Consider the following 19,421-nt stretch of genomic DNA (forward strand, 5'->3'; position numbering starts at 1 on the left):
AATGATTTTAGTATTTTTAATAAAAGTTAAAAATTTCTTTTTTGGGGGCTACTCTGTTCTGTGATCTCATATAATTTAGTCATGGGCATGAACTGAATCCTCCCCCCCTAAGCCACTCAACCAGTGAGTGCGCATCTAGAGGCGCCGATATTAAGTATCCTTGTGCTTCTGTACATCCCCAGTGCTCTATCGAATAGAGATCGTCGTGGCTCTCTACCCCTTCTGCGACGATGCGATAACCAAGGTGCGCGCATAACTCTATTAAGGTTTTGACTAGCTGTCTATTCTGCTCGTTGATGCCGAGACCGGCAATTAATGACTTGTCAAGCTTAATTGTATTTATAGGAAGCTGCTGCAGATACGTCCAGTTACTATATCCGGTGCCGAAGTCATCAATCGCGATTTTTATTTCTAAGTTTCTAACGCGTGTTAACTGTTGAGTCACGGACACTGGTTCGGACATGAGCATGCTTTCTGTAAACTCAAGCTCAATCAGGGATGCGTCCAATAGGTTGTTGGTGATATAACTAGCTAATCGGTCTACAAATGTAGAGTTCTCGAAGTCAGCTACCGTAACATTCATCGCTATGCGTAGTTGCAAACCCTGAAGCTTCCAAAGACTTATCTGTGATACAACTTTATCAAGCACCCATAAGCTTATCGAGCGTATTAAATCAGTTTTCCCCGCAAGAGGGATGAATTCTATAGGGCTAATGGCTCCAAATTGAGGATGATCCCAGCGTATTAAAGCTTCTACGCTATCACAGCAATGACTGGGCAAACTAACCTTCGGATGGTATACTAGGCTAAGCTGATTATCAGATTTAACTGCACCTGCAATTGAGCTTCTTATCATGAATGATCGCTGTTGAGCAGCATCTAATCCAGGTATGTACATGGCCCAGCCTACGCTTCGCTCTCTTGCATCATCAGCCGTACACACTACAAGCCGCACCCCATCCGCCGCTTCCAGATTGGTCAGCGGTAAAACTCCTATGCCTAGCTGAATTGAAATAAGTAACCCATGACATGCTATAGGATCTTTAAACCTCCCAAGTATTTTAGAGCAAATTAGCTCTGCTGGTCTATCCTTTTTCAACATAAACCCGAAGCGCGTTGAGCTAATTTTATATAAAATACATCTAGTTGGCAAAATCAGTTGCAGGTGGTTCTGAACTATTTTCAATAGGTCATGGGCGAATTTATACCCGCGCGTTTTTATCATATCATTTAAGCTTTGAGGACAGATAATATCAATAGCGTATATTTGGATATGTCCTCCAGCTGTAATTTCTTGCTGGATATCCTCTTCAAATTTTAGACGATTAAAGAGTCCACTAGGATGATCTATGACGTTTCGTGAGCGGAACTCCAGAAGTCGCATCGTAGCATTTCTTGCAAGCAAGGTAAGCAGCGTCCTGTCTTTCTCGCTCATGGCCGTTCGTGGCGATGCACCAATAACGCACAGATCGCCTAATAAGTAACCATCATCTGTCAACAGTGGTGCGCCTGCATAGTAGCGGATAAAAGGGGGCCCAGTTACCATGGGATTATCTTTGAATCGCTCATCGCTTTGTGTGTCTAAAATTTCCACTGTTTCTTTATTTAATAGTAGTGAGGAAGAACAAAAAGAAATTTCACGCGCCGTATTTTGTATGTCGAAGCCTGTCCCGGCTGCAAAACATTGGCCGTACCTGTGAGTAATTGATATTAAAGAAATTTGCGCATTAAAAAGTTCTGAGGCTATTGCAAATATATCGTCAAAACTCGGATCACCTTGATCAACACCTTGAACTCGATATAGGTCTTCTACGCTCTTTAATGGATTTAATTTATGCTCAATATTGGCGGTAGTCATGAGACTCCTATTATAGGGTGACATGTTCAAAATTTAGTAGTAATAACACTTTTTCTTATTAAAGCTTTATTGCGGATATCTATTATCCAGCTATGACACAGACACAACTACGAAAGCTTAATAATTAATTGATACTAATTTCCAATTGACTGCCTTGACTGCCTTGCTGGGCAAGCACAATTAATTCCTAAAACCACTCAGCACTTCTAACCATAGACCATAGACTAAAAAAATTACCTTGCAAGAGTTTTAAATTTTTTTGCAGGAAATATGAAAATTCTTACATGGCGCACGTGAATTTCTGTGTCGGTTTATAGGAAATCTTTTGCAACGTATATTCCAGAAAAAAGAGAGAATTCCTATATTTTTTTTCATGAATATATGAGCGATATTGTCAAGAGCAAGTATTAATGCGGCTTTCTAGTAGGTCACTTTGCTTATTTTCGCTAGAAAAATTAATGAGGTTTTTTATTGCCCATGAATTTCCAATTACAATTATTGGGGTTCGATTAGGCGTGGTCCGCTTGGAGGTTGTTGCTCCAGGCAATGCTTAGAAACAATCTGGTCAGAGTCTGATCGATTTTAATGGTTCTAACTTTAAGAAAATTCATGATAAGGTATATGCCTGGTTGGTAGTGAGGGACTCTCAGAAATCTAATCTAGAGGTTCTAGATTTAGCTGGTGAATCGCCCCGGGTTTTCTAGACACTCTCAAGGCTCGCTGCGTAACGCTTTTCAAACTCTACCGGTGACAGCTGATTGTTGAAACTGTGGCGTCGTTTTGGGTTGTAAAACATCTCGATGTAATCGAACACATCATCTCGAGCATCCTGGCGTGTAGTGTAGATTTTACGCTTGATCCGTTCCCGCTTCAGCAACTGGAAAAAGCTCTCCGCCACAGCGTTGTCGTGGCAATTACCTCGACGACTCATGCTGGCTACCAGGTTGTTAGCTTTCAAGAAGCTTCGCCAGTCTGAGCTGCTGTACTGACTGCCTTGATCCGAGTGGATCATCACCTCTTGCTTCGGCTTACGTCTCCAAACCGCCATCAGCAGTGCATCAATGGCTACGTCGCTGGTCATCTGCGACTTCATTGACCAACCAATGATCTGGCGTGAAAACAGATCGAGCACCACGGCCAAATACAGCCAGCCTTCATATGTTCGGATGTAGGTAATGTCTGTGACCCAAACTTTGTTGGGTTCTCTGACATCGAATTGGCGCTTCAGTAAGTTCGGTGAGGCAACGGCTGGCTTACCGCCGTATTTTCCAGGCCTCCGTCGATACCCAGTCTGAGAACGTAAACCTTCAAGGCGCATCAACCTAGCCACCCGGTGACGGCCACAGCTCTCACCAACCTCTCGCAGGTCATCATGGATCTTTCGATAGCCATAAACGCCACCGCTTTCCAGCCAGGAGTGTTTGATCAATCCAAGCAGTCGCTGATCGTCCTTGGCTCGCGCAGATTTTGGTTCTGATAGCCACGCGTAGTAGCCGCTGGGATGAACCTTGAGCGTCAGGCAAAGCCGTCGAATCGCGTAATGACCCGCTTGCTGCTTAATAAAGGCGTACTTCAGCCGCACTCCTTGGCAAAGTACGCGGCGGCCTTTTTTAAGATGTCTCGCTCCTCCGTCACCCGTTTCAGCTCGGCACGTAGACGACGAACCTCAGCGCTCTGATCATCCTCCTCAACGCGCTGTTCCTGAGGCTTGGTGTAGCGCTTAACCCAGGCATAGAGGCTGTGCACAGACACACCCAATCGTGCAGCCACCTCCGAGACAGGAAGCTGCTTTTCGGTCACTTGCTTGACCGCCTGGATTTTGAATTCTTCGGGATAACGCTGGTTGCTCATGGCACCTCCTAATGGGCCTCATTTTAAGGCTTGGAGGTGTCTACGAAACTAGGGGCGATTCAGGGCTGACTGACGCCGGAAAGCCGGTGAACACCGACCTCTTCCAATACCTCTCGCCGTTGGGCTGGGAGCACATCAACCTGACCGGCGATTACGTCTGGCGGCAGAGCCGCAAGCTAGAAGATGGGAAGTTCAGGCCGCTACGGCAGCTCAGAAAACCTTAGCGTACGATTTTTTCCGAATTCTGCGGGTTCCCCCGTTAGCGTAACGCGCTTCGTCGGGGTTAAATATGCCGGTGCGGATGCTCACGCGGATCTTCTTGCACAGCGAATGCTGGGCTCGTAGCTTCTCCGATGCCCGCTGCGCGTAGGTGGCCACCGCTTCCTTGATGGGCTCAACTGTCGTCAGCCGGGTACCAAACGCTCGACTGCAGCAGATCTCCTTCTTGGCCGGCGCCGCATCCTCCAGGGCCAGGCACGACGTGCCGGCGAGTTCACGCACCGTCTTCTCCAGCACCACACTGAATTTACGGCCGAGCAACCCGGGGTCGGCCTTGGCCAAGTCCATGGCCGAGTGAATCCCCAAGGCGTGCATGTGCGCCGTCATACGTCGACCAATGCCCCACATCTCTTCAACGGCCGTATTGCGCAACACCCAGTCGCGTTTGAACGGATCGCACAGATCCACGACACCACCGGTCTGCGCCTGCAGGCGCTTTGCTGTGTGGTTGGCCAGTTTGACCAGGGTTTTGGTGTGGGCAATGCCTACACCCACCGGGATACCGGTGTGCTTTAAGACTTTGGCACGGATCTTTCGCCCAAATTCTGTGAGGTCACCGGGCATACCGGTCAGGTCGCAAAATATTTTATCGATGGAGTAGACCTCGCTGTCGCTCACCATCGATTCAATCAACGTCATGACTCTTTCGGACATTTGCCCGTACAGCGCGTAGTTGCTGCTGAAGGCCACGATGCCGTGCCGGCGCAACGTGTCCTTGATCTGGAAATAGGGCGCGCCCATTTTTACGAAAGGTTTGGCGTCGTAGCTACGGGCAATCACGCATCCGTCGTTGTTGCTCAATACCACGATCGGCGTGCTGGCCAGGTCCGGACGGAAGACACGTTCGCAACTGGCGTAGAAACTGTTGCAATCGGCAAGCGTGAAAACGGGTAAGCCTGGTGCAAGGCCGGAACTAGCGTTCATGGTAACGCACGCTGTAGTTGACCACACCCCATACCACCAGCTCGTCGCCCTCCATCACGTACCTGGGCGGGTACTTAGGGTGCTCGGCCAGCAAGACCACCTGGTCGCCCTGGATGGATAGTCGCTTGCAGACGGATTCCGTGTTGAGCGCTGCAATGACGATATCGCCATGACGCACCGTTTTGCTTCGATCGACAATCACAAGGTCGCCGCTGAAAATGCCGGCACCTTGCATACTGTCGCCCAAGATCTTAGCCAAGTACACGTGCGGCGCGCGAATTTCGAACAGCTCGTCCAACGATATCAACTTTTCAAGGTGATCTGCTGCCGGCGACGGAAATCCTGCGGATACCTGAAACGTAAATAGCGGTAGTAACTCACCACCGCTGGCAATAGGACCAAGAAGGGTTACGCTCATAAACCTGGCCTGTAATAAATAACTGTATGAATAAACAGTTAACTGGGAACTGAACGCCGCGTCAATCTCACCCGACCGAATGCCGCGTCACCGCGTTGGCCACGTCGACCTAATATCTCAAAACGCATGCCTTCACCGAAGGCACATGACGGTGTTTGCGTTTCTCTGAGTTTGAATTTGCCTGTGCGCACACGCACCCGGTTGAGGCGCAGGGCGGCTTGCCGTCCTGGGGCGATTTATCCGGGTCTTAGCGCCCGTAGGGTGGCCGTAGGCCAGGCCAGGGCAGCTTCATTGCCCTGGGCCGCTTAGACAGGCCATCACTAGGTAGTTGGGTTTGCTTTACCAGCTGCGGGTGCAGGGGCCGCAGGCTCCTGCCGGGGTTTGGGGCTTGGCCCCATGCTGTGTCCGCGCCGTGCCATCGGCACGACAGTGCGCGGGCGTTATCTGAGAGGTGTTCACACCTCGTAAAGCTCTGTTTTTCCCGAAAGGGGTAACTGAAGGGGGTATAAAATTCCATTTATTTCCAACGCTCTTGGTGAAGCCTGGCCCGGGGCAGCTGCACGGGTTGCCGGCGCGTGAAAAACGCCTGAACTTTACGCGCGCCGGCGCCGATCGGCAGATGTCGCCAAAACCCCAAAAATTGCAGGCGTGACAATGCCTCCGCATGAGCGGGTAAGAAAATAGGCGGATTTTGATTGGTGAACGTATTAGGAGATCTTGCGCTCTTTGGCCACCCTCTCAAGCAGCTGGTTCATCCGATCCATCGCATTGACTGTATCTTTAGGCCTGCCAGGTGCATTACCTGTCGAGGCCGGCGACGTCGCCGGCGATAAACCTTCCGGATTTTCCTTGGCTTGCCAACGTGCACGTGACGTTTCGCGCCTGTGCAGTTCGCGGGAGTAGCTGGCAATGTCATCAAGACGCCGCTGATTGATGATCGCCAGTTGGACCTGGCGCCGTTTACGCGCTGAGTTCTGTACGCGTTCATGCACGTGCAGCAGCCCTAAGTCCTTCCAGAATAACTTGGTGAAGCGAATCAGTACCCTGGTACGCACCAGATGCAATCCGTTTTCGTCTTTCTCATCCAGGCGAATGCGCTCGACCCGGCGATACACGTACCCAATCGCGTCGAGCGTTTTGAACAGGCGGCAGAGTACCGGTGCTGAAACGGGTGAATCCTCAGCGATACGACGCTGCGTATTGAGCACGTAGCGGCCGTTGTCTTCATCGAGGTAGCCCAGCACGCCGGTGGCCAGGTCGTAGCGCACCAGGATTTGCTCAGCTGCTTTTTGGAAAGCCATAAACACTTCGACGCGCGTTCGGCGATCGCCGTTCGCACGATCGAGGCGCCGCAGATAGCGACCACGGTAGGTCGTCGCAATATTGCTCAAGCGCTCATAAGCGGATCTGATCAGGGGATTTTTCAGCTGTTGCTCGGACAAGTGCCGGGGGGCTGCATAGACTGGTGGCATTGCTCGCGCAGGACGCCGCAAGGCGGAATGGGGATTTGAGGGATCAAGTTTAACGGCTCTGAGATTTGCCATTATTCCAGTCCCCCACGGTTGCTGTGACCGTTTAGGGAAGGGGGTGTATCAACTGCCTTTAGCGAGCCATTGCCAAATTGGGCATGCACACATGCTGCGTTTACGTATTCCATTTTTATACGCCGTTCGGCGGTAAGCTAATTTGGTTGACATTCTCCGGCTTGCAAGAAACCGAAGTGCCAGCCATAATTGACTCACCTGATTGTGATGTGTGAACAGGTTTCCCCCGTCGAAAGAGAAAAACCTGTTCAAGTTTTTCCAGAAAGCCCGGTTACCAGCCGGGCTTTCTGGTTTCTGCGATTCCGTTAAGCCACTTGCATCGCCTCCACTTGAGTTATTACCTGAGTAAATCCGACCCTAGCTGCGTCGGCATGCACCGACTCGAGGCTTTTGTAGACCTTACGTCGATCTGACCGAGCAATCGTCATATGTTCCTTTGATCCATCTTTGCAGACAGCGATCAGCTCCCATGCGTTTAGCTGCATAGGAACAGGAACTACGATGGCGGACTTCAGGCCACCTTCCTGGAACAATTTGCGCATTGCTGAGAGATCCACGGCCATCACGCCCCCCTCGAATCGTTGTGGTAATAACGAGACAAGCGTAAGCGTGGGTGCATGAAAAAGCAAATTCATGTAGGGCGTTTTAAGCCAGACCCAGTATTTACGGGGAGCGATGTGCAGGATTTACAAGTTTTATGCGGGGCTTAACCGTGGAATTGACAACAAGTTGCACGCGCTGGAGACCAGATCTATAACATCGCTGGCATTGAAACGACGACGAATGCAATGGTACTCACGCACCTCGGCACTTCTTCACGGTTTGTAGGGCCTTCCTCGTTTGGGGCCACTTTTAGTTTTTTCATGCTGCTGTCTCGACGTAGATAAACCTGAAGCCACCCCCCATGGGGGATGGCCACGCCCGTGGATCAGTCCATTTCCGGTCCGTCTTCATGAATGGTCAAGCTGGGTGCAGGGCCCTGTTCACCTACATACCGTTCGGACATCGTGTCATCCAAAAGCTGTTTTTCAGTCGGGTCCGCCATTCGCGAAAGTAGGTCGTTTAGAAGGGCAACCTGCCCCGGGCCGTCATCTTCCAAGTCGATCACCTTCAATTCGCGATCAATGCGGATCATCAGATCGTCAAGACTGATGACTTGGTCAGCTTCAAACGGATTTTGAATGGTAGGGTTAGGTGAAGGCTCTTGTTCGCCGATATACCTTTCGATCATCGTGTCAGTCAGACGCTGCTTGTCGATCGAGTCCGTCATCCGCGATACCAAGTCGTTGAGGAGAGCGGTCTGACCTGGGCCGTCGCCTTCCCGGTCGAGCGCTTTCATTTCTTGATCAATGCGGGTCATCAGGTCGTCAAGATGTATGAGCTGGTCAGGTTCAAACGGATTCTGGATGGTTGCACCGATTGACTCTGGATTTTTCATAAGCCCCAATGAGGCTGCTTGGCCCATATAGACCAAGTTCAGCGGCTGAGTACCAGTTTGGACCTGTGTCTGTGCGTCAACAGCTGTCGGTCCGTCCATCAAGGCCGTCTCCGGCTCGACAGTCCATTCGCGTCGATAGCCGGGCTTTTCGGCCGTGCTGCCGTCGTCCTGTTTTAGCTGCAGAGTGACAGGCACCGTGCCTTTGTCCTCGATCCGCACTCGATCACCTTGTTTGAGCTGCGACTGGGCCATGGCGTCAGCCAACCCAGCGCCCCAAAGGGTTCTGTCTTTGCCGGTGTCGGTTTTCAAGGTGACAAAGTAGCTTTGCTCTTTACCCGGAATGTTCTGATAAGGCGCCGCGCCATGATCGACAAGTTCGCCCTGGATTATTTTGCGATCGTCCTTTGGCTTCGCCAAGACAGTGTTTCCGTCTGCGGACAATGACGCGGCCGCCTTCCGGCTCTCAATTGCGTTAACCAGGGAGACGACGAAATCCGTCGTTTCATCAAGAGTCTTGATGGTCTCTGGCGAGGCTTGGGACTTCGTATAGAAATCCTCGATCACGCCTTTAAAAGCCTCTCGGTAACTATCGTTCTCCATATAGCTGCTGATCATGGCCACGGCATCAGGCGTCTTGTCATTGGTGGCTATCAGCCACACAGCATGGTCCTCCCCTCGCAATCCCATCACGGTGTCCGAGCCACGTACGTCAGCCTCAGACAACGGAACAGTCCCAAGCGACTGACGCCATGCTGCCTCGCGTTGCACTAGTTCGCTTGCGCTACTCGCCAGGTCAGCCACCACGGTGCTGGGATCAGGCTGTGCCGTGTATTGACGAAGATCAAGGGTGGCAGGCTGGCCGTTATGGACAAAGTTCGGCGGGGTAGGAGCCTCTTGCTGCGGGGCAGGGCTGGATACTGGCTCTGGTCGCGCGATGCCCTGGTCGTCACGTTCGATTTCAAGTTCAGCAACCCGCGCAGCCAAGCTTTCATTCATGGCCTTGTCAGTGAAATGCACGCCTAGCCCATTTTTCGCAGCGGCCTCTATTACCAGCTTCTTGAAGTCCGCCGAGCCGTTGATGGTCAATGTACTGCCGAACCGTTCCTTGGCGAGCTGCAGCGCTACGGCAACCCCTGACTCGCTAATTCCGTTGCGCCGCATAGCGATCGCTGTACCGGTGTCTACAAACAGAGTTTTATCAGTTTGCTTGTCCAGGTAATGCACGTTCTGGCTGAACTTGGCCTTGCGGGTGTAGATGTCTTTGGCGGCCAGCTCACGGGCTCGCTCCTGGCTGAAGCTGGGATCCAGCTGCTTGTTGAGCCGATCAAGGATGTGGCGCACTCGATTACGCACCCCGTTGGGGGTAGCGCCACGTGGGCCACTGATGGAGAAACCGGGTTCTTCTTTGTCGTCTTCAATCAATTTACGAATTTCTGCACTGCCCATGAGTTGAACCTCTTTGTTAGATGGTTGGTGGTGGATCTGCTCTGTTGCTTTCAGGCGCTCAAAGGCCAACACCGAGACGAGTTGCGACTTGTCCTGGCGTGTGAGCCGTTGGTCAGCGAAGACGGAGCGTCTGAGTTCGAAGTACTGCTGGTTTAAGCGCCGGAGCGCGTGTCGTTGCGCAGGTGCCAGCTGCTGTTGATCTGCCTGCCTGCGGAAGTACGCGGCAACCGTTGAGGCGCTGCGGTTGGCTGTCAGCGCTTTGATGGACGGCAGTTGTATTTCCAGTGGCGCCGCACGCCGCTTGGAAGGCTCAAATAACCGCGCACCGTGACGCTGAATGTCAGCGATAGTGGGTACGCGGTTAGGATTGCGAGCGAAGGGAGGAAGTGAGGAATTTGTGAAGCGTTTTTGAGCGGATGCTGCTTTGCTGGGGTTGAATGTGCCGGCGCTGCGTTTAGTTCGGGGTCGGGACTTTCGCTTTGTTTCTGAGGCCTTGCCGGTGTCACTAGGTCCGCGCGGTTCGGGTGTGAAGAGCTTGTCCCTGTCCAGCTGGAATGCCGGACCTGGCGCAACTGAGGGTTTCAGCGGATCGAACAATCGTCGACCGCGCGCCTGAATGTCCTCAATTGAACCCATGCGCCGTGGATTACGCGCATGCGGAGGCAGCGGGTTGTCGGTTATTCTGGCTCGTGGTCCAGCTCCAGTCCGTGAGACTCGGCCAGGCTTTGTTGTTCCAGCTTTTCCTGTTCGCGCTGCTGTCGCAGAAACGGCGGCAGTTGGCTGTCGTCGTCCTGATTTGCCAGTGCCTTCTCGTCCTCCTCTTCCTCCTGGTACAGGCGATCGCAATCCAGGATCTCTTCCCGGTTGATGCTGTCCCAAGTGAACGTGTGCATCACTGGGCAGTAACACCGCACCGTCACCGAGTCGGGCCGGTCCGGCTTGCCCGTGATCTGCCACATCGCTGAGGGACAGGTCTTGCATGCCATCGGCAGTGCCGGCAGTGCTTCTGCCTCGAGCTTCATCAACACTTCGCTGGTGATCTCTCGGCCGTTGGCCAGGATGTAGTCGGTCATTGTTATCTCCATAGGTTTGATAGAACTTTGATTCGCGATCGGCCAGCATTTGCACGCGAACCTCGGGGGATGCTTCGGAGTACGCCTGGCGAAACTTGGGTGTCGCCTTGTTGACGTATTTGATTTCCTTTGCGCGCTGCGGCCAGGCCTGCAAGCGTTCATAAATGACTTTTTCATCGAGTGGCGGCATCTTCAGTTCACGCCGCAAAATGAAGTCATCTTTGAAGATCGTGTCTTTAAGGTTCGTGAACTTGGCATCGCCCTTAAGCTTGACAGCGATATATTCATTTTCCTTGCCTTCATTACGTATGCGGGTTTCGCCTGACTCACCCACTAACGCGTAGAAGCCTTTACGATCAGTCACGCCGCGCTCAATGACCTGCTTAACCAATCCCTGTTTAAACTCCCGATTCTTGCCATAGAAGTCATCGGCTTTATAGCGCGACAAAACGCTGGCCGCATCCGCAATGTCAATGCGCACATGATCACGGGGGGAAGCAAGTTCATACTTTTGATTGATGTACTCTTGAAACGCTTCATAAAACTTAACGTGATTCATGTAGACATCAACGGGATTAGCCTCATTACCGCTTAGCAAGTTAATGCGTGGTATAATAATATGGATATGCGGTTTACGTTCAATCATCTCGCCTGTTTTCTTGTCAGGCATGAATTTTATCTTTGGAAGATGAGCTTCGGCGTAGAAATTGAACTCATCCAGTTTGTAAGCGTGCATCAGGAACTGCTTAAATTCTTGAGTGATATCACGCAGCATTTGATCACTGAGCTGATTTTCACGAAAGCTCATGGTAAACGTCAGATACCGATCCTGGCCGTGGTCCGGGATGCTTTCGTAGATAGAGCGTGTGCGGTCAAGATCACCGTCGATAATTATACGGTGGTCCAGCTCGTCCCGGTGAAGCTCACGCCCGGCTTTGTTACCTGTTTCCAGATATTCCTGAGCGCCTGTGTTATAGCCACCTGGCCTAATCACCATGATCAATACCACTCAGTAAGAGAGACTCGATACTGGCGAGCCGATTCAAAAGTTTGATGTACAGCGATTCTGACAACACTCCACGACGGTGCACGGCGTTGACTTGGTGTGCCAACTGATTGATGTTGTTGCCCGCTTTGTTATAAATGAATAACAAGCGGTGATAGTCCACTGGTTTGGCGGCTTTTACGTTGAACGTAATCTTTGAATTGAGAAAAACGTCTCTGAAAAATTCAGAGGCGGTCATGCCCGCGGCCTTTAGCTTTTGTTCAACCTCGGCGAAGTCTTCTTCGCTGCAGCGAAAATGTAGGACGCGGCTTTTCTTGGTACTGGCGGCCACGGCGCCTCCTCTCGATGATCACGGGACGGGACAAACGACAACGACAACGACAACAACACGCGCTTTCCCGCTTTGCGGGGTTTCAAAGGGGTTTCCCCTTTGGCACGCGATGTATTCGGGGGGGAGCTTCATCCCCCCGTATACATCGGTAACGTGCCTGTTTTTCGATTTTGAGAGGGGTGCCATCTCTGAATTACATCAGAGATGCTCAAATCTACATCGTGAATGCTCACGATTGCCTTTTTCTACATCGGTGATACGCTTTCCTACGACACGGCTACATCACTTCTACATCATTGATGAGATGACAAGAGGTCAACCTTGGCTGAAGAAACCCAACACAGGCGTGACGCCTTGGTCCAACTGGCCCAGGACAATCAAACCCGGTCATACACTGCGCAAATCCGCGAGTTGTATGAAGCAATCGAGACCGCCCTGAATTCAGGTGTGAAGAGAACGGTGATTCACCAGAAATTGGTAGAAAGCGGTATGAGTATTAGCCTTAGGCATTTCGACCAGGCCTTGTACAGAATTCGGAAAAACCAAAAACAAGGCAGAGTCTCTAGAAAACACATGCCCCTGAAAGCCAACAATAATTCACCCAGCAAACCAGTGCTTAAACGAAACGATGAGATTAAGCCGCAAGCTAATTTCCGACAAAATTTGAACCAGATAAGAGAAGATGTAGAAAATACCGACTGGGCCAGGGTGATAAGCGATGCTAATAACCCTGCCCAATCATAAAACCGAACGCAATGCGCAGTTATTACTGCGCAAACCGTTTTTTCAAGTCTGACGGTAGCTTTTCAATAAGCAATTGCTGAGATTTATATTCATCATAAAACCACTTATTTGTTTCATTGACATCATTCGCTTTGATTGAGAGCCAACCCATTAAAAAAACCATCACTAGGGATGTCGCAATAAAGCCTCCCAACATCATAAAATTGAACCGGGTAGCTTGAGTATCTCGAATATTACCTGACAATTTCGTGATTTTTTGTTCGAGGCTTTCAACTTTAGTCACTGCTCTGTTCAACGCGGGCTCGAAAATACGCTCAAGTACTTGGTGAATAGCCGCAGACATTTCGATGCCTACGTCAACTCCAGCTTTAGCAGCTGTTGCTTGAATTACATCTTTCGTGCTCTTTTGAAGCATCTGCGCTGTATCTTCAGCATCTTCTATCGCGTCAGCTACGATATCCAGCGAATCGCGCATAGAGAGCTCGAGTATCTTCGGAATTATTTTAATATCGTCGTGTAGCCGTCCAACATCGCTCAAAAGTTCGATGATAAGAGCATCACGTGCTGTAGATGGAATATTTTCTTGCTCGATCATGTCATTACCCTCAGTCGAACAATTCCGTAAAGACGTGATCAAGTTTGCGATTAACACCTTTACACAAAAGTTTGAGTCCATACATATCAGACCATCGATCACGATCTTGTGCGCTAGCGTCCTTGTTCTTGAGAAGTGCTTTGTAATCTGTGTCATCGTCCATCAACGTTTGCATTGATATGCGGTGAATAGACAATGCGTCGAACAATTCAGACTCGAACACAGCACACTCACTATTTAAAGTGAAAGCGCCTGCGCCCTGGTGATATGCAAAGATAATTGGAAACTCTGCCTTAACATCTTTTTTGACACGGTTAAACAGTACTCGAATCTTTTCAGGTGATACGCCAAGAGATGCTAGGCTGCTAATCATGCTGACCGTTTCTTTTTGCTCCTTCGTGCCAGAGGTCACCGGGATTACATAATAATCAAATTCCTCATGGGCTTCTTCGAACTCCTCTAGGTTGGCCATGAAGTCTTCAACGTTGGACGCTCCAACGTCGATTATGGCCCGATCCTCAAGCATTAGCCGCTTGAACAGTTCACGAAATGCGTCGCCACGTAGCTTCTCAACATCCAAACCTAGGTTCTGAGCTGTTTCATTGATGGATTCGATGGCATATAGCGGCGCTCCATTCATACGCGGCCACATTAGGTTCGCGGCGATAGTGGTTTTGCCAACGGTGCCGGTGTAGTTAATAACGACGACTTTCATAGTGGATAATCCTGAGGATTTAGGGATGGCCGAGGTGGCGGTGCCGATTGCTGGGCACCGTCTTAAAATTTGGTTGGATGGACTGTTTGAACACCAAGGGCGCGGCCCTTGTCATCTCGCAACGGCCGCGTTGACCTCAGGAGCGCGGGGTGGTGAAGCTACCCCACACTCCTGCGGTAAGCCTTCTCTGGTCGAGGTAGCGTCAAGTGTGCGCTGCGCCCGTGCTTCCGTTCGCCGCGACGGTGCAGCGCGTCACGACGAGCCGGGAGCGCGGCACCTGACGTGAGGGGTGACAGGGTTCGGTCAGACCGTCATCCAGACGAATCGGTAGGTCAGAACGGCAGATCATCGTCAAAACTGTCGAAGTCCGGGGCCGGATGGGGATTGGGCTGCGGCTGCGGCTGCACTGGACGCGATTCTGGCCGTTGTTGCTGGCTTGGCTGCGAGTTGCCACCCGGCCCCTGCTGATCGGCCTGTGGACGGCCTCCCAGCAACTGCATCGTTCCCTGCATGTCGACGATGATTTCAGTGGTGTAACGCTTGATACCGTCTTTTTCCCATCCCCGGGTTTGCAACTTGCCCTCGATGTAGACCTGCGAGCCTTTACGCAAGTACTCGCCGGCGATCTCAGCAACCTTGCCCAAAAGCGACACCCGGTGCCATTCGGTTTTCTCAACCTTCTGGCCGCTCTGTTTGTCGGTCCACTGCTCGCTGGTGGCCAGACTCAAATTGGTGACGGCAGTGCCGTTGGGCATGTACCGAACTTCAGGGTCCTGACCGCAAGTGCCTACCAAGATAACTTTGTTTACGCCGCGCGCCATGGTGCGCTCCTTCTATTGATGATGAGTGGTGATTCAGCGGTTTTTCACAAACTCGACTTTGGCTTCGTGATCCAGCTTTAAGGCCGCTTCGAACGGCTTGCCTGCTTTGGTCTTGAAACCTTTGAGCACACCGGTTTTGCCTTTGGTCAACAGCGTTTCGATCTGTCCGAATGTCAGCATCTTCCCAGCGATTTCCGGGTACAGCTTGAACTGGCATCCCCTGCAGCCGATCTGGCGTGTGGTCACCACCAGCTCTGCCCCGCACATAGGGCATCTGGCGGATAGTTGCGGCGCCGCGTCCCTGGCCGAGGCCTGCACATTGCTCAAATCCACATTGCCCACCTGGCCGGCAATGAAGTGCTCGAGCTCGTCCAGGAACGCATCTACCGTCATCTCACCGGTCTCGATCATCTGCTGCTGTTCATGCCACAAAGCAGTCATGTCCGGCGTGGTGGCGATCGCCGGCAGTGCGGCAATGAATTCAAGCCCCAACTGCGTCGGAATGAGCTTTTTCTTATTTACCTCGTAAAATCCGCGTTCCCGAAGCTTGGCCAACATCGCAGCGCGGGTTGCCGGGGTGCCGATTCCCCCGTTTTCACCCTTCTTGCCATGGTCGCGCGCTATAAGCAGCTGCTTGATACGTGGATCCTTCACATACTTGGCCACACGCTGCAGGTCCTTCAACAACGTCCCCTCGGTGTAAAGAGGCAGGGGCTTTGTTTTCTCTTTCGTTACGGTAACGCCGTCACATGCGCCTTGGTCATAAAGCTTCAAGTTGGCCAACGCTTCGAAAGTGCCTACAGCATCTGCGCCGGCGCCGGCGTTTTCTTCTTCGCCTTCATCCTCTTCTTCACTTTCCTCCTCAACCTGGGCCGTCCAGCCCGGCCGGGTGACCTTGGTCGCACGCTGCAGAAACGTTTGGCCGCTTACCTCGAACAAGACCTCGGTGCTCAAGTAGAGCTTTTCAGGCAGAAATTGGATGACGTAGCGTTTGACGATGGCCAGGTATACCGCGCGCTCGTCAGCGCTGAGCTGGCCCACGTCGATCTTCACGGCCGTGGGAATGATCGCCGTGTGTGCTGAAACCTTGCCATCATCAAATGCCCGGCTTTTTCGCGCGGAGTCCACACCGCTGAACATACCTGCCAAGTCGGGTAGAGCCTGGCTCAGCAGATCCAGCGTCGTCGGCGCTTCGGCAAACTGTTCGTCTGACAGATAGCTGCAATCGGAGCGGTTATAGGTAATCGCCTTGTATTTCTCGCGCAGCGCCTGAGTCAGCTCTAGCGTTTTCTCAGCGTCAATGCCGTGTTTCTTGCTCATGTACACCTGAAGATCCAGCAACGCGAACGGTAGTGGTGCCGGCGTCTTTTTCTCCACGATAATGGATTGGGTCACCGTTGCCTGCTTCTGACGACAGGCGTCGGCGACCTGGTTGGCGTACTGCTCATCGATGATGCGGTTCTTATCGTCAACGGGCGCATCGGTTGAAGCGATCAGTCGAGGCTTAATGAGACCTCGGCCGGAGGAAAAGGCCAAACTGGCGGCAACGGTGTAGAAGAAAGCGCCGGCATGCCCCTTGTGCGCCAAGTAGCGATTTACGATCAAGCCAAGGATCGGGGTCTGCACCCGGCCCACCGACAGTACGCCTTTGACGCCCTTGGCCTGGGCAGCCAGGGTGCACGCGCGGGTCATGTTGAAACCGTACAACTGATCACCGATGCTGCGGGCCAGAGCTTTCTGGTACAGACCGAAGAATTCGCGATTGTCTCGCAAACTATCCAGCGCCTTGCGGGCAGCGTTGGCGTTGAGGTCGTTGATCAGGATGCGTTTGACCGGTGCGGTGTTGCGGTAATACTCCAGCACTTCCTCGACCAGCAGCTGGCCTTCGTCGTCCGGATCGCCGGCGTGCACGATTTCGGTGGCTTTGCCGATCAGTTGGCCAACGATCTTGAGCTGCGACTCGGTCTTGGCGATCGGCTGGTATTTGTGAGGCCGCAGCTTGAGCGGCAGGTCGGTGGCGACCCAGTTTTTGTAAGCCGGATTGTGCACCTCGGGCGGCGCCAGTTGCAGCAGGTGGCCAACATACCAGATCACCACATCGGGCCCGGACTGGATGTAGCCCTCTCGGCGATGTGGACTGCCCAGCGCCTCGGCAATCACCTTGGCCAAGTCGGGTTTTTCAGCAATAAAAACGCGCATATACACCTCTAACTCAAAAAAGGGCTTAGCCCATTACCTTGCCGAACGTGTCATTGATTTTTTTGTTTGAGCCCTTATCAGCCCCGGGGCAGCTGTCTAGGAATTGCCCGCGCGCCGTCGCTGTTTTGCCCCAATTGATCTTTCCGTGCTTTTTCACCGTGATTCCGAAGTAATCGGCTTCCGCACTGCTGCACTCACTACCCCCGCTATTGCCGGTGAGCTTTCCGAACATGCACAGCACCGTTTTGCACGGGTCTTTGGCAGATGCCGGCGTGACGACGCTTGCGCTGAAAATCAGCACCAAGGCAGCCAGAATCCGCCGGCCTTGAGCGTTTTTCGGGGGATAGCCGGACACGCGGCTATCAGAACGGAGGCACGGCTGCGCCTCCACACAAGTGGTAAGTTTCATGATTTATTCCTTAGATAGCTGACACTGCATAAGAGCAGTTGGCGGTATTGCGCTTAATCGTCTGCGTGTTGTGCATGCGGCTTGATGGCTGCTGCGGCTGCCTGCGGTTGCCTGCGGTTGCCTGCGGTTGCCTGCGGTTGCGAGGTTTGAGCAGCTGCCCCGCCTGGAATCCAGCGCTTTTTGTGCTCCACCTGGAGCTGCTGAGCGTGCGGATCTGCAACTGACGCTTTTTGGTCCACAACACGCACTGGTACAGTCAGTGCGTCAATTTGTGTTGCGTCAGCGATAGGCAGTGAAGGCGGCGGGATTTTTGAGCGAGCATCTAGGACTTTATCCTCGTAATAGAAAATCTTGCGCGCCTTGATTTTCATTGGAGCGGTGGTTTTTGTGCCTTGGACGAACACCAGCTGTTGGTCATATGGCAGCTCGTTGATGTCCTGTGGATGCATCAGAGGTGTTGCCTGATCACTGTAATTGTCCGTCTGGTTGCGCTCATTGATATTGCGCTTGCCCAGTGACTGGGTCTGCACTCTAACCGTTCGGTTACCTAACCTGGCGCTGTACTCCTTGGCCAATTCGATATCACCAGGCGCAAATACGATCTCAATATGGAACGCCTTCATGATGGCGTTGCCTTTCTCAACACCGTACACAGCACGAATCTGATCCTTACCCTGAAAAATTATGAAATAGCGCAAACCTGCGCCTCGAGTCAGTGCAGGAGCAGTTTCCATGATTTCCATTCGGCCCATGATCGCAAACTCATCCATAAGCAGCGCGAGCTGGTACTTGTACTTGAGTGTCCCATCAGAACAATGCCCACCGAGCTCAGGCAATGGCTTGGAGTTTTGCCGTATAGCCTGAGTAAAAAACAGGTTCATCAATGGGCCGAACTTTTTCAGCGATTCCTCAGACATGCTGAAGTAAATCGTGGTTTTTTCCTGCCTGGCCATGGAAAAATCAATTTGAAGATCAGATCTGCCAGGTGACAAAGCCCAAGCGACGGTCTTCTCTGCGTAAATTGAGAGCACATCGCGCACGATGTCTGCAGTGGTCGACCAGCCACTACTTTTGTTTTTGGATGCCTCCAAAACACCATTGAGTTCACGCAGTGTTTCAGTGGAAAGCGCCTCAGGACCGCTACTGCGCTCTTTAAGGACTTGCTGAGCCCAGACGCCCATAGCAGAACCTAAAGAAGCTACCTCGTAGGCTTGAGGAAGCGTGAACGGCATAGCTGGCGTTTCTATCAGGTATAGCAAAACAGCAGTGAATACATTGCCCGCCTTGGTATACCACTCCTGGTTTTTCTCGTTGCTTGATACAAATAACACGCTGGCCAGCGTTCGGATTTCACCCAATCGATAGAGAGGATCCTGGCTGATCTGTGACAGAGGGTTCCAGCGGTGCGTTTCCAACAACTCAGGGGAAAAGCGAAATACCTTGTGCCCCGCTGAAGCCCGAAAACCTGATGTCAGTTGCCAATTTTCAAACTTTGGATCGTTAATCACCATTGAATCTGGGTAAGAAAGAGCGTTTGGAACTACTTCTCCCACACCTTTACCTGTTCCTGGTGGTGCAGCCAGCATTACAAATTGCTGACCGTAACTGGCCAGAAACGAGTTGTTTGATGGGTGTCGGCCAATCAGGAACGCCGGATATTCCTCAATGCGCGTTTGCGGGTTTTTTGGGCTGTATGCCAATGATTTAGCCATGATGAAGCGCCTCATCTGCCGATTGGAAAGCTTGAACGCCGTGGCAAAGTAACGCGTG

The 19,421-nt window shown here is 52.0% G+C and carries 14 protein-coding genes and 2 pseudogenes; 2 read left to right on the forward strand and 14 right to left on the reverse strand.

Annotated elements, in window-relative coordinates:
* Positions 1 to 79 precede the first annotated feature (79 nt).
* On the reverse strand, positions 80 to 1,858 hold the full coding sequence (locus L8K08_RS29305; RefSeq protein WP_242201843.1) for an EAL domain-containing protein: 1,779 nt from the start codon (positions 1,856 to 1,858) through the stop codon (positions 80 to 82).
* A 700-nt stretch (positions 1,859 to 2,558) separates the two neighbouring features.
* Positions 2,559 to 3,709 (reverse strand): IS3 family transposase gene (locus tag L8K08_RS29310; protein ID WP_104502081.1). Its coding sequence is split into 2 segments (ribosomal slippage): positions 2,559 to 3,475 and positions 3,475 to 3,709, totalling 1,152 coding nucleotides; the frame shifts between segments, so codons are not numbered across the junction.
* Positions 3,710 to 3,771: 62 nt separating this feature from the next.
* On the opposite strand from L8K08_RS29310, the pseudogene L8K08_RS29315 reads away from it, so the two are divergent.
* Positions 3,772 to 3,933, forward strand: a pseudogene (locus L8K08_RS29315) (Tn3 family transposase); the annotation flags it as partial.
* Between the two features lie 31 nt (positions 3,934 to 3,964).
* Here L8K08_RS29315 and L8K08_RS29320 read toward each other — a convergent pair.
* From L8K08_RS29320 to mobC, 6 genes and pseudogenes are all read right to left on the reverse strand, one after another.
* A pseudogene (locus L8K08_RS29320) lies at positions 3,965 to 4,912 on the reverse strand (Y-family DNA polymerase); the annotation flags it as partial.
* Positions 4,902 to 5,330, reverse strand: coding sequence for a S24 family peptidase (locus L8K08_RS29325; RefSeq protein WP_242201845.1), 429 nt, complete (start codon positions 5,328 to 5,330; stop codon positions 4,902 to 4,904). The gene L8K08_RS29325 and the pseudogene L8K08_RS29320, both read right to left, overlap by 11 nt.
* Before the next feature lie 707 nt (positions 5,331 to 6,037).
* Entirely contained in the window at positions 6,038 to 6,802 is a 765-nt protein-coding gene (locus L8K08_RS29330; RefSeq protein WP_242201920.1) for a hypothetical protein, read from the reverse strand.
* A gap of 1,000 nt (positions 6,803 to 7,802) precedes the next feature.
* The gene (locus tag L8K08_RS30395; RefSeq protein ID WP_347341034.1) at positions 7,803 to 10,394 is read right to left on the reverse strand and encodes an LPD7 domain-containing protein; all 2,592 of its coding nucleotides are present in this window, start codon (positions 10,392 to 10,394) and stop codon (positions 7,803 to 7,805) included.
* Positions 10,395 to 10,435: 41 nt separating this feature from the next.
* Positions 10,436 to 10,831, reverse strand: a complete 396-nt coding sequence (locus tag L8K08_RS30400) for a hypothetical protein (protein ID WP_347341035.1) — start codon at positions 10,829 to 10,831, stop codon at positions 10,436 to 10,438.
* Positions 10,832 to 11,817: 986 nt separating this feature from the next.
* Positions 11,818 to 12,168, reverse strand: a complete 351-nt coding sequence (mobC, locus tag L8K08_RS29340; protein WP_242201847.1) for a plasmid mobilization relaxosome protein MobC — start codon at positions 12,166 to 12,168, stop codon at positions 11,818 to 11,820.
* Between the two features lie 321 nt (positions 12,169 to 12,489).
* Between mobC and L8K08_RS29345 the strand changes: the two genes are divergently transcribed.
* Positions 12,490 to 12,912, forward strand: coding sequence for a hypothetical protein (locus L8K08_RS29345; RefSeq protein WP_242201849.1), 423 nt, complete (start codon positions 12,490 to 12,492; stop codon positions 12,910 to 12,912).
* 22 nt (positions 12,913 to 12,934) lie between these two features.
* Here the strand turns inward: L8K08_RS29345 and L8K08_RS29350 are convergent, their stop codons facing one another.
* The 6 genes from L8K08_RS29350 to L8K08_RS29375 form a co-directional block, all read right to left on the reverse strand.
* The gene (locus L8K08_RS29350; RefSeq protein ID WP_242201851.1) at positions 12,935 to 13,507 is read right to left on the reverse strand and encodes a hypothetical protein; all 573 of its coding nucleotides are present in this window, start codon (positions 13,505 to 13,507) and stop codon (positions 12,935 to 12,937) included.
* 10 nt (positions 13,508 to 13,517) lie between these two features.
* The gene (gene stbB, locus L8K08_RS29355) at positions 13,518 to 14,222 is read right to left on the reverse strand and encodes a StbB family protein (protein ID WP_242201853.1); all 705 of its coding nucleotides are present in this window, start codon (positions 14,220 to 14,222) and stop codon (positions 13,518 to 13,520) included.
* Between the two features lie 332 nt (positions 14,223 to 14,554).
* Complete coding sequence (locus L8K08_RS29360; RefSeq protein WP_242201855.1) at positions 14,555 to 15,043, reverse strand: single-stranded DNA-binding protein; 489 nt, start codon at positions 15,041 to 15,043, stop codon at positions 14,555 to 14,557.
* A gap of 33 nt (positions 15,044 to 15,076) precedes the next feature.
* On the reverse strand, positions 15,077 to 17,242 hold the full coding sequence (locus L8K08_RS29365) for a type IA DNA topoisomerase (RefSeq protein ID WP_242201857.1): 2,166 nt from the start codon (positions 17,240 to 17,242) through the stop codon (positions 15,077 to 15,079).
* Positions 17,243 to 17,267: 25 nt separating this feature from the next.
* Positions 17,268 to 17,651, reverse strand: coding sequence for a TrbM/KikA/MpfK family conjugal transfer protein (locus L8K08_RS29370; protein ID WP_242201860.1), 384 nt, complete (start codon positions 17,649 to 17,651; stop codon positions 17,268 to 17,270).
* 53 nt (positions 17,652 to 17,704) lie between these two features.
* Positions 17,705 to 19,363: a type IV secretory system conjugative DNA transfer family protein gene (locus L8K08_RS29375; protein WP_242201862.1), complete on the reverse strand. Its 1,659-nt coding sequence runs from the start codon at positions 19,361 to 19,363 to the stop codon at positions 17,705 to 17,707.
* Positions 19,364 to 19,421 lie beyond the last annotated feature (58 nt).

It is taken from the genome of Pseudomonas sp. TREG-RG-20F-10-E-6-01 (assembly GCF_022662455.1).
Taxonomy (GTDB): Bacteria; Pseudomonadota; Gammaproteobacteria; order Pseudomonadales; family Pseudomonadaceae; genus Aquipseudomonas.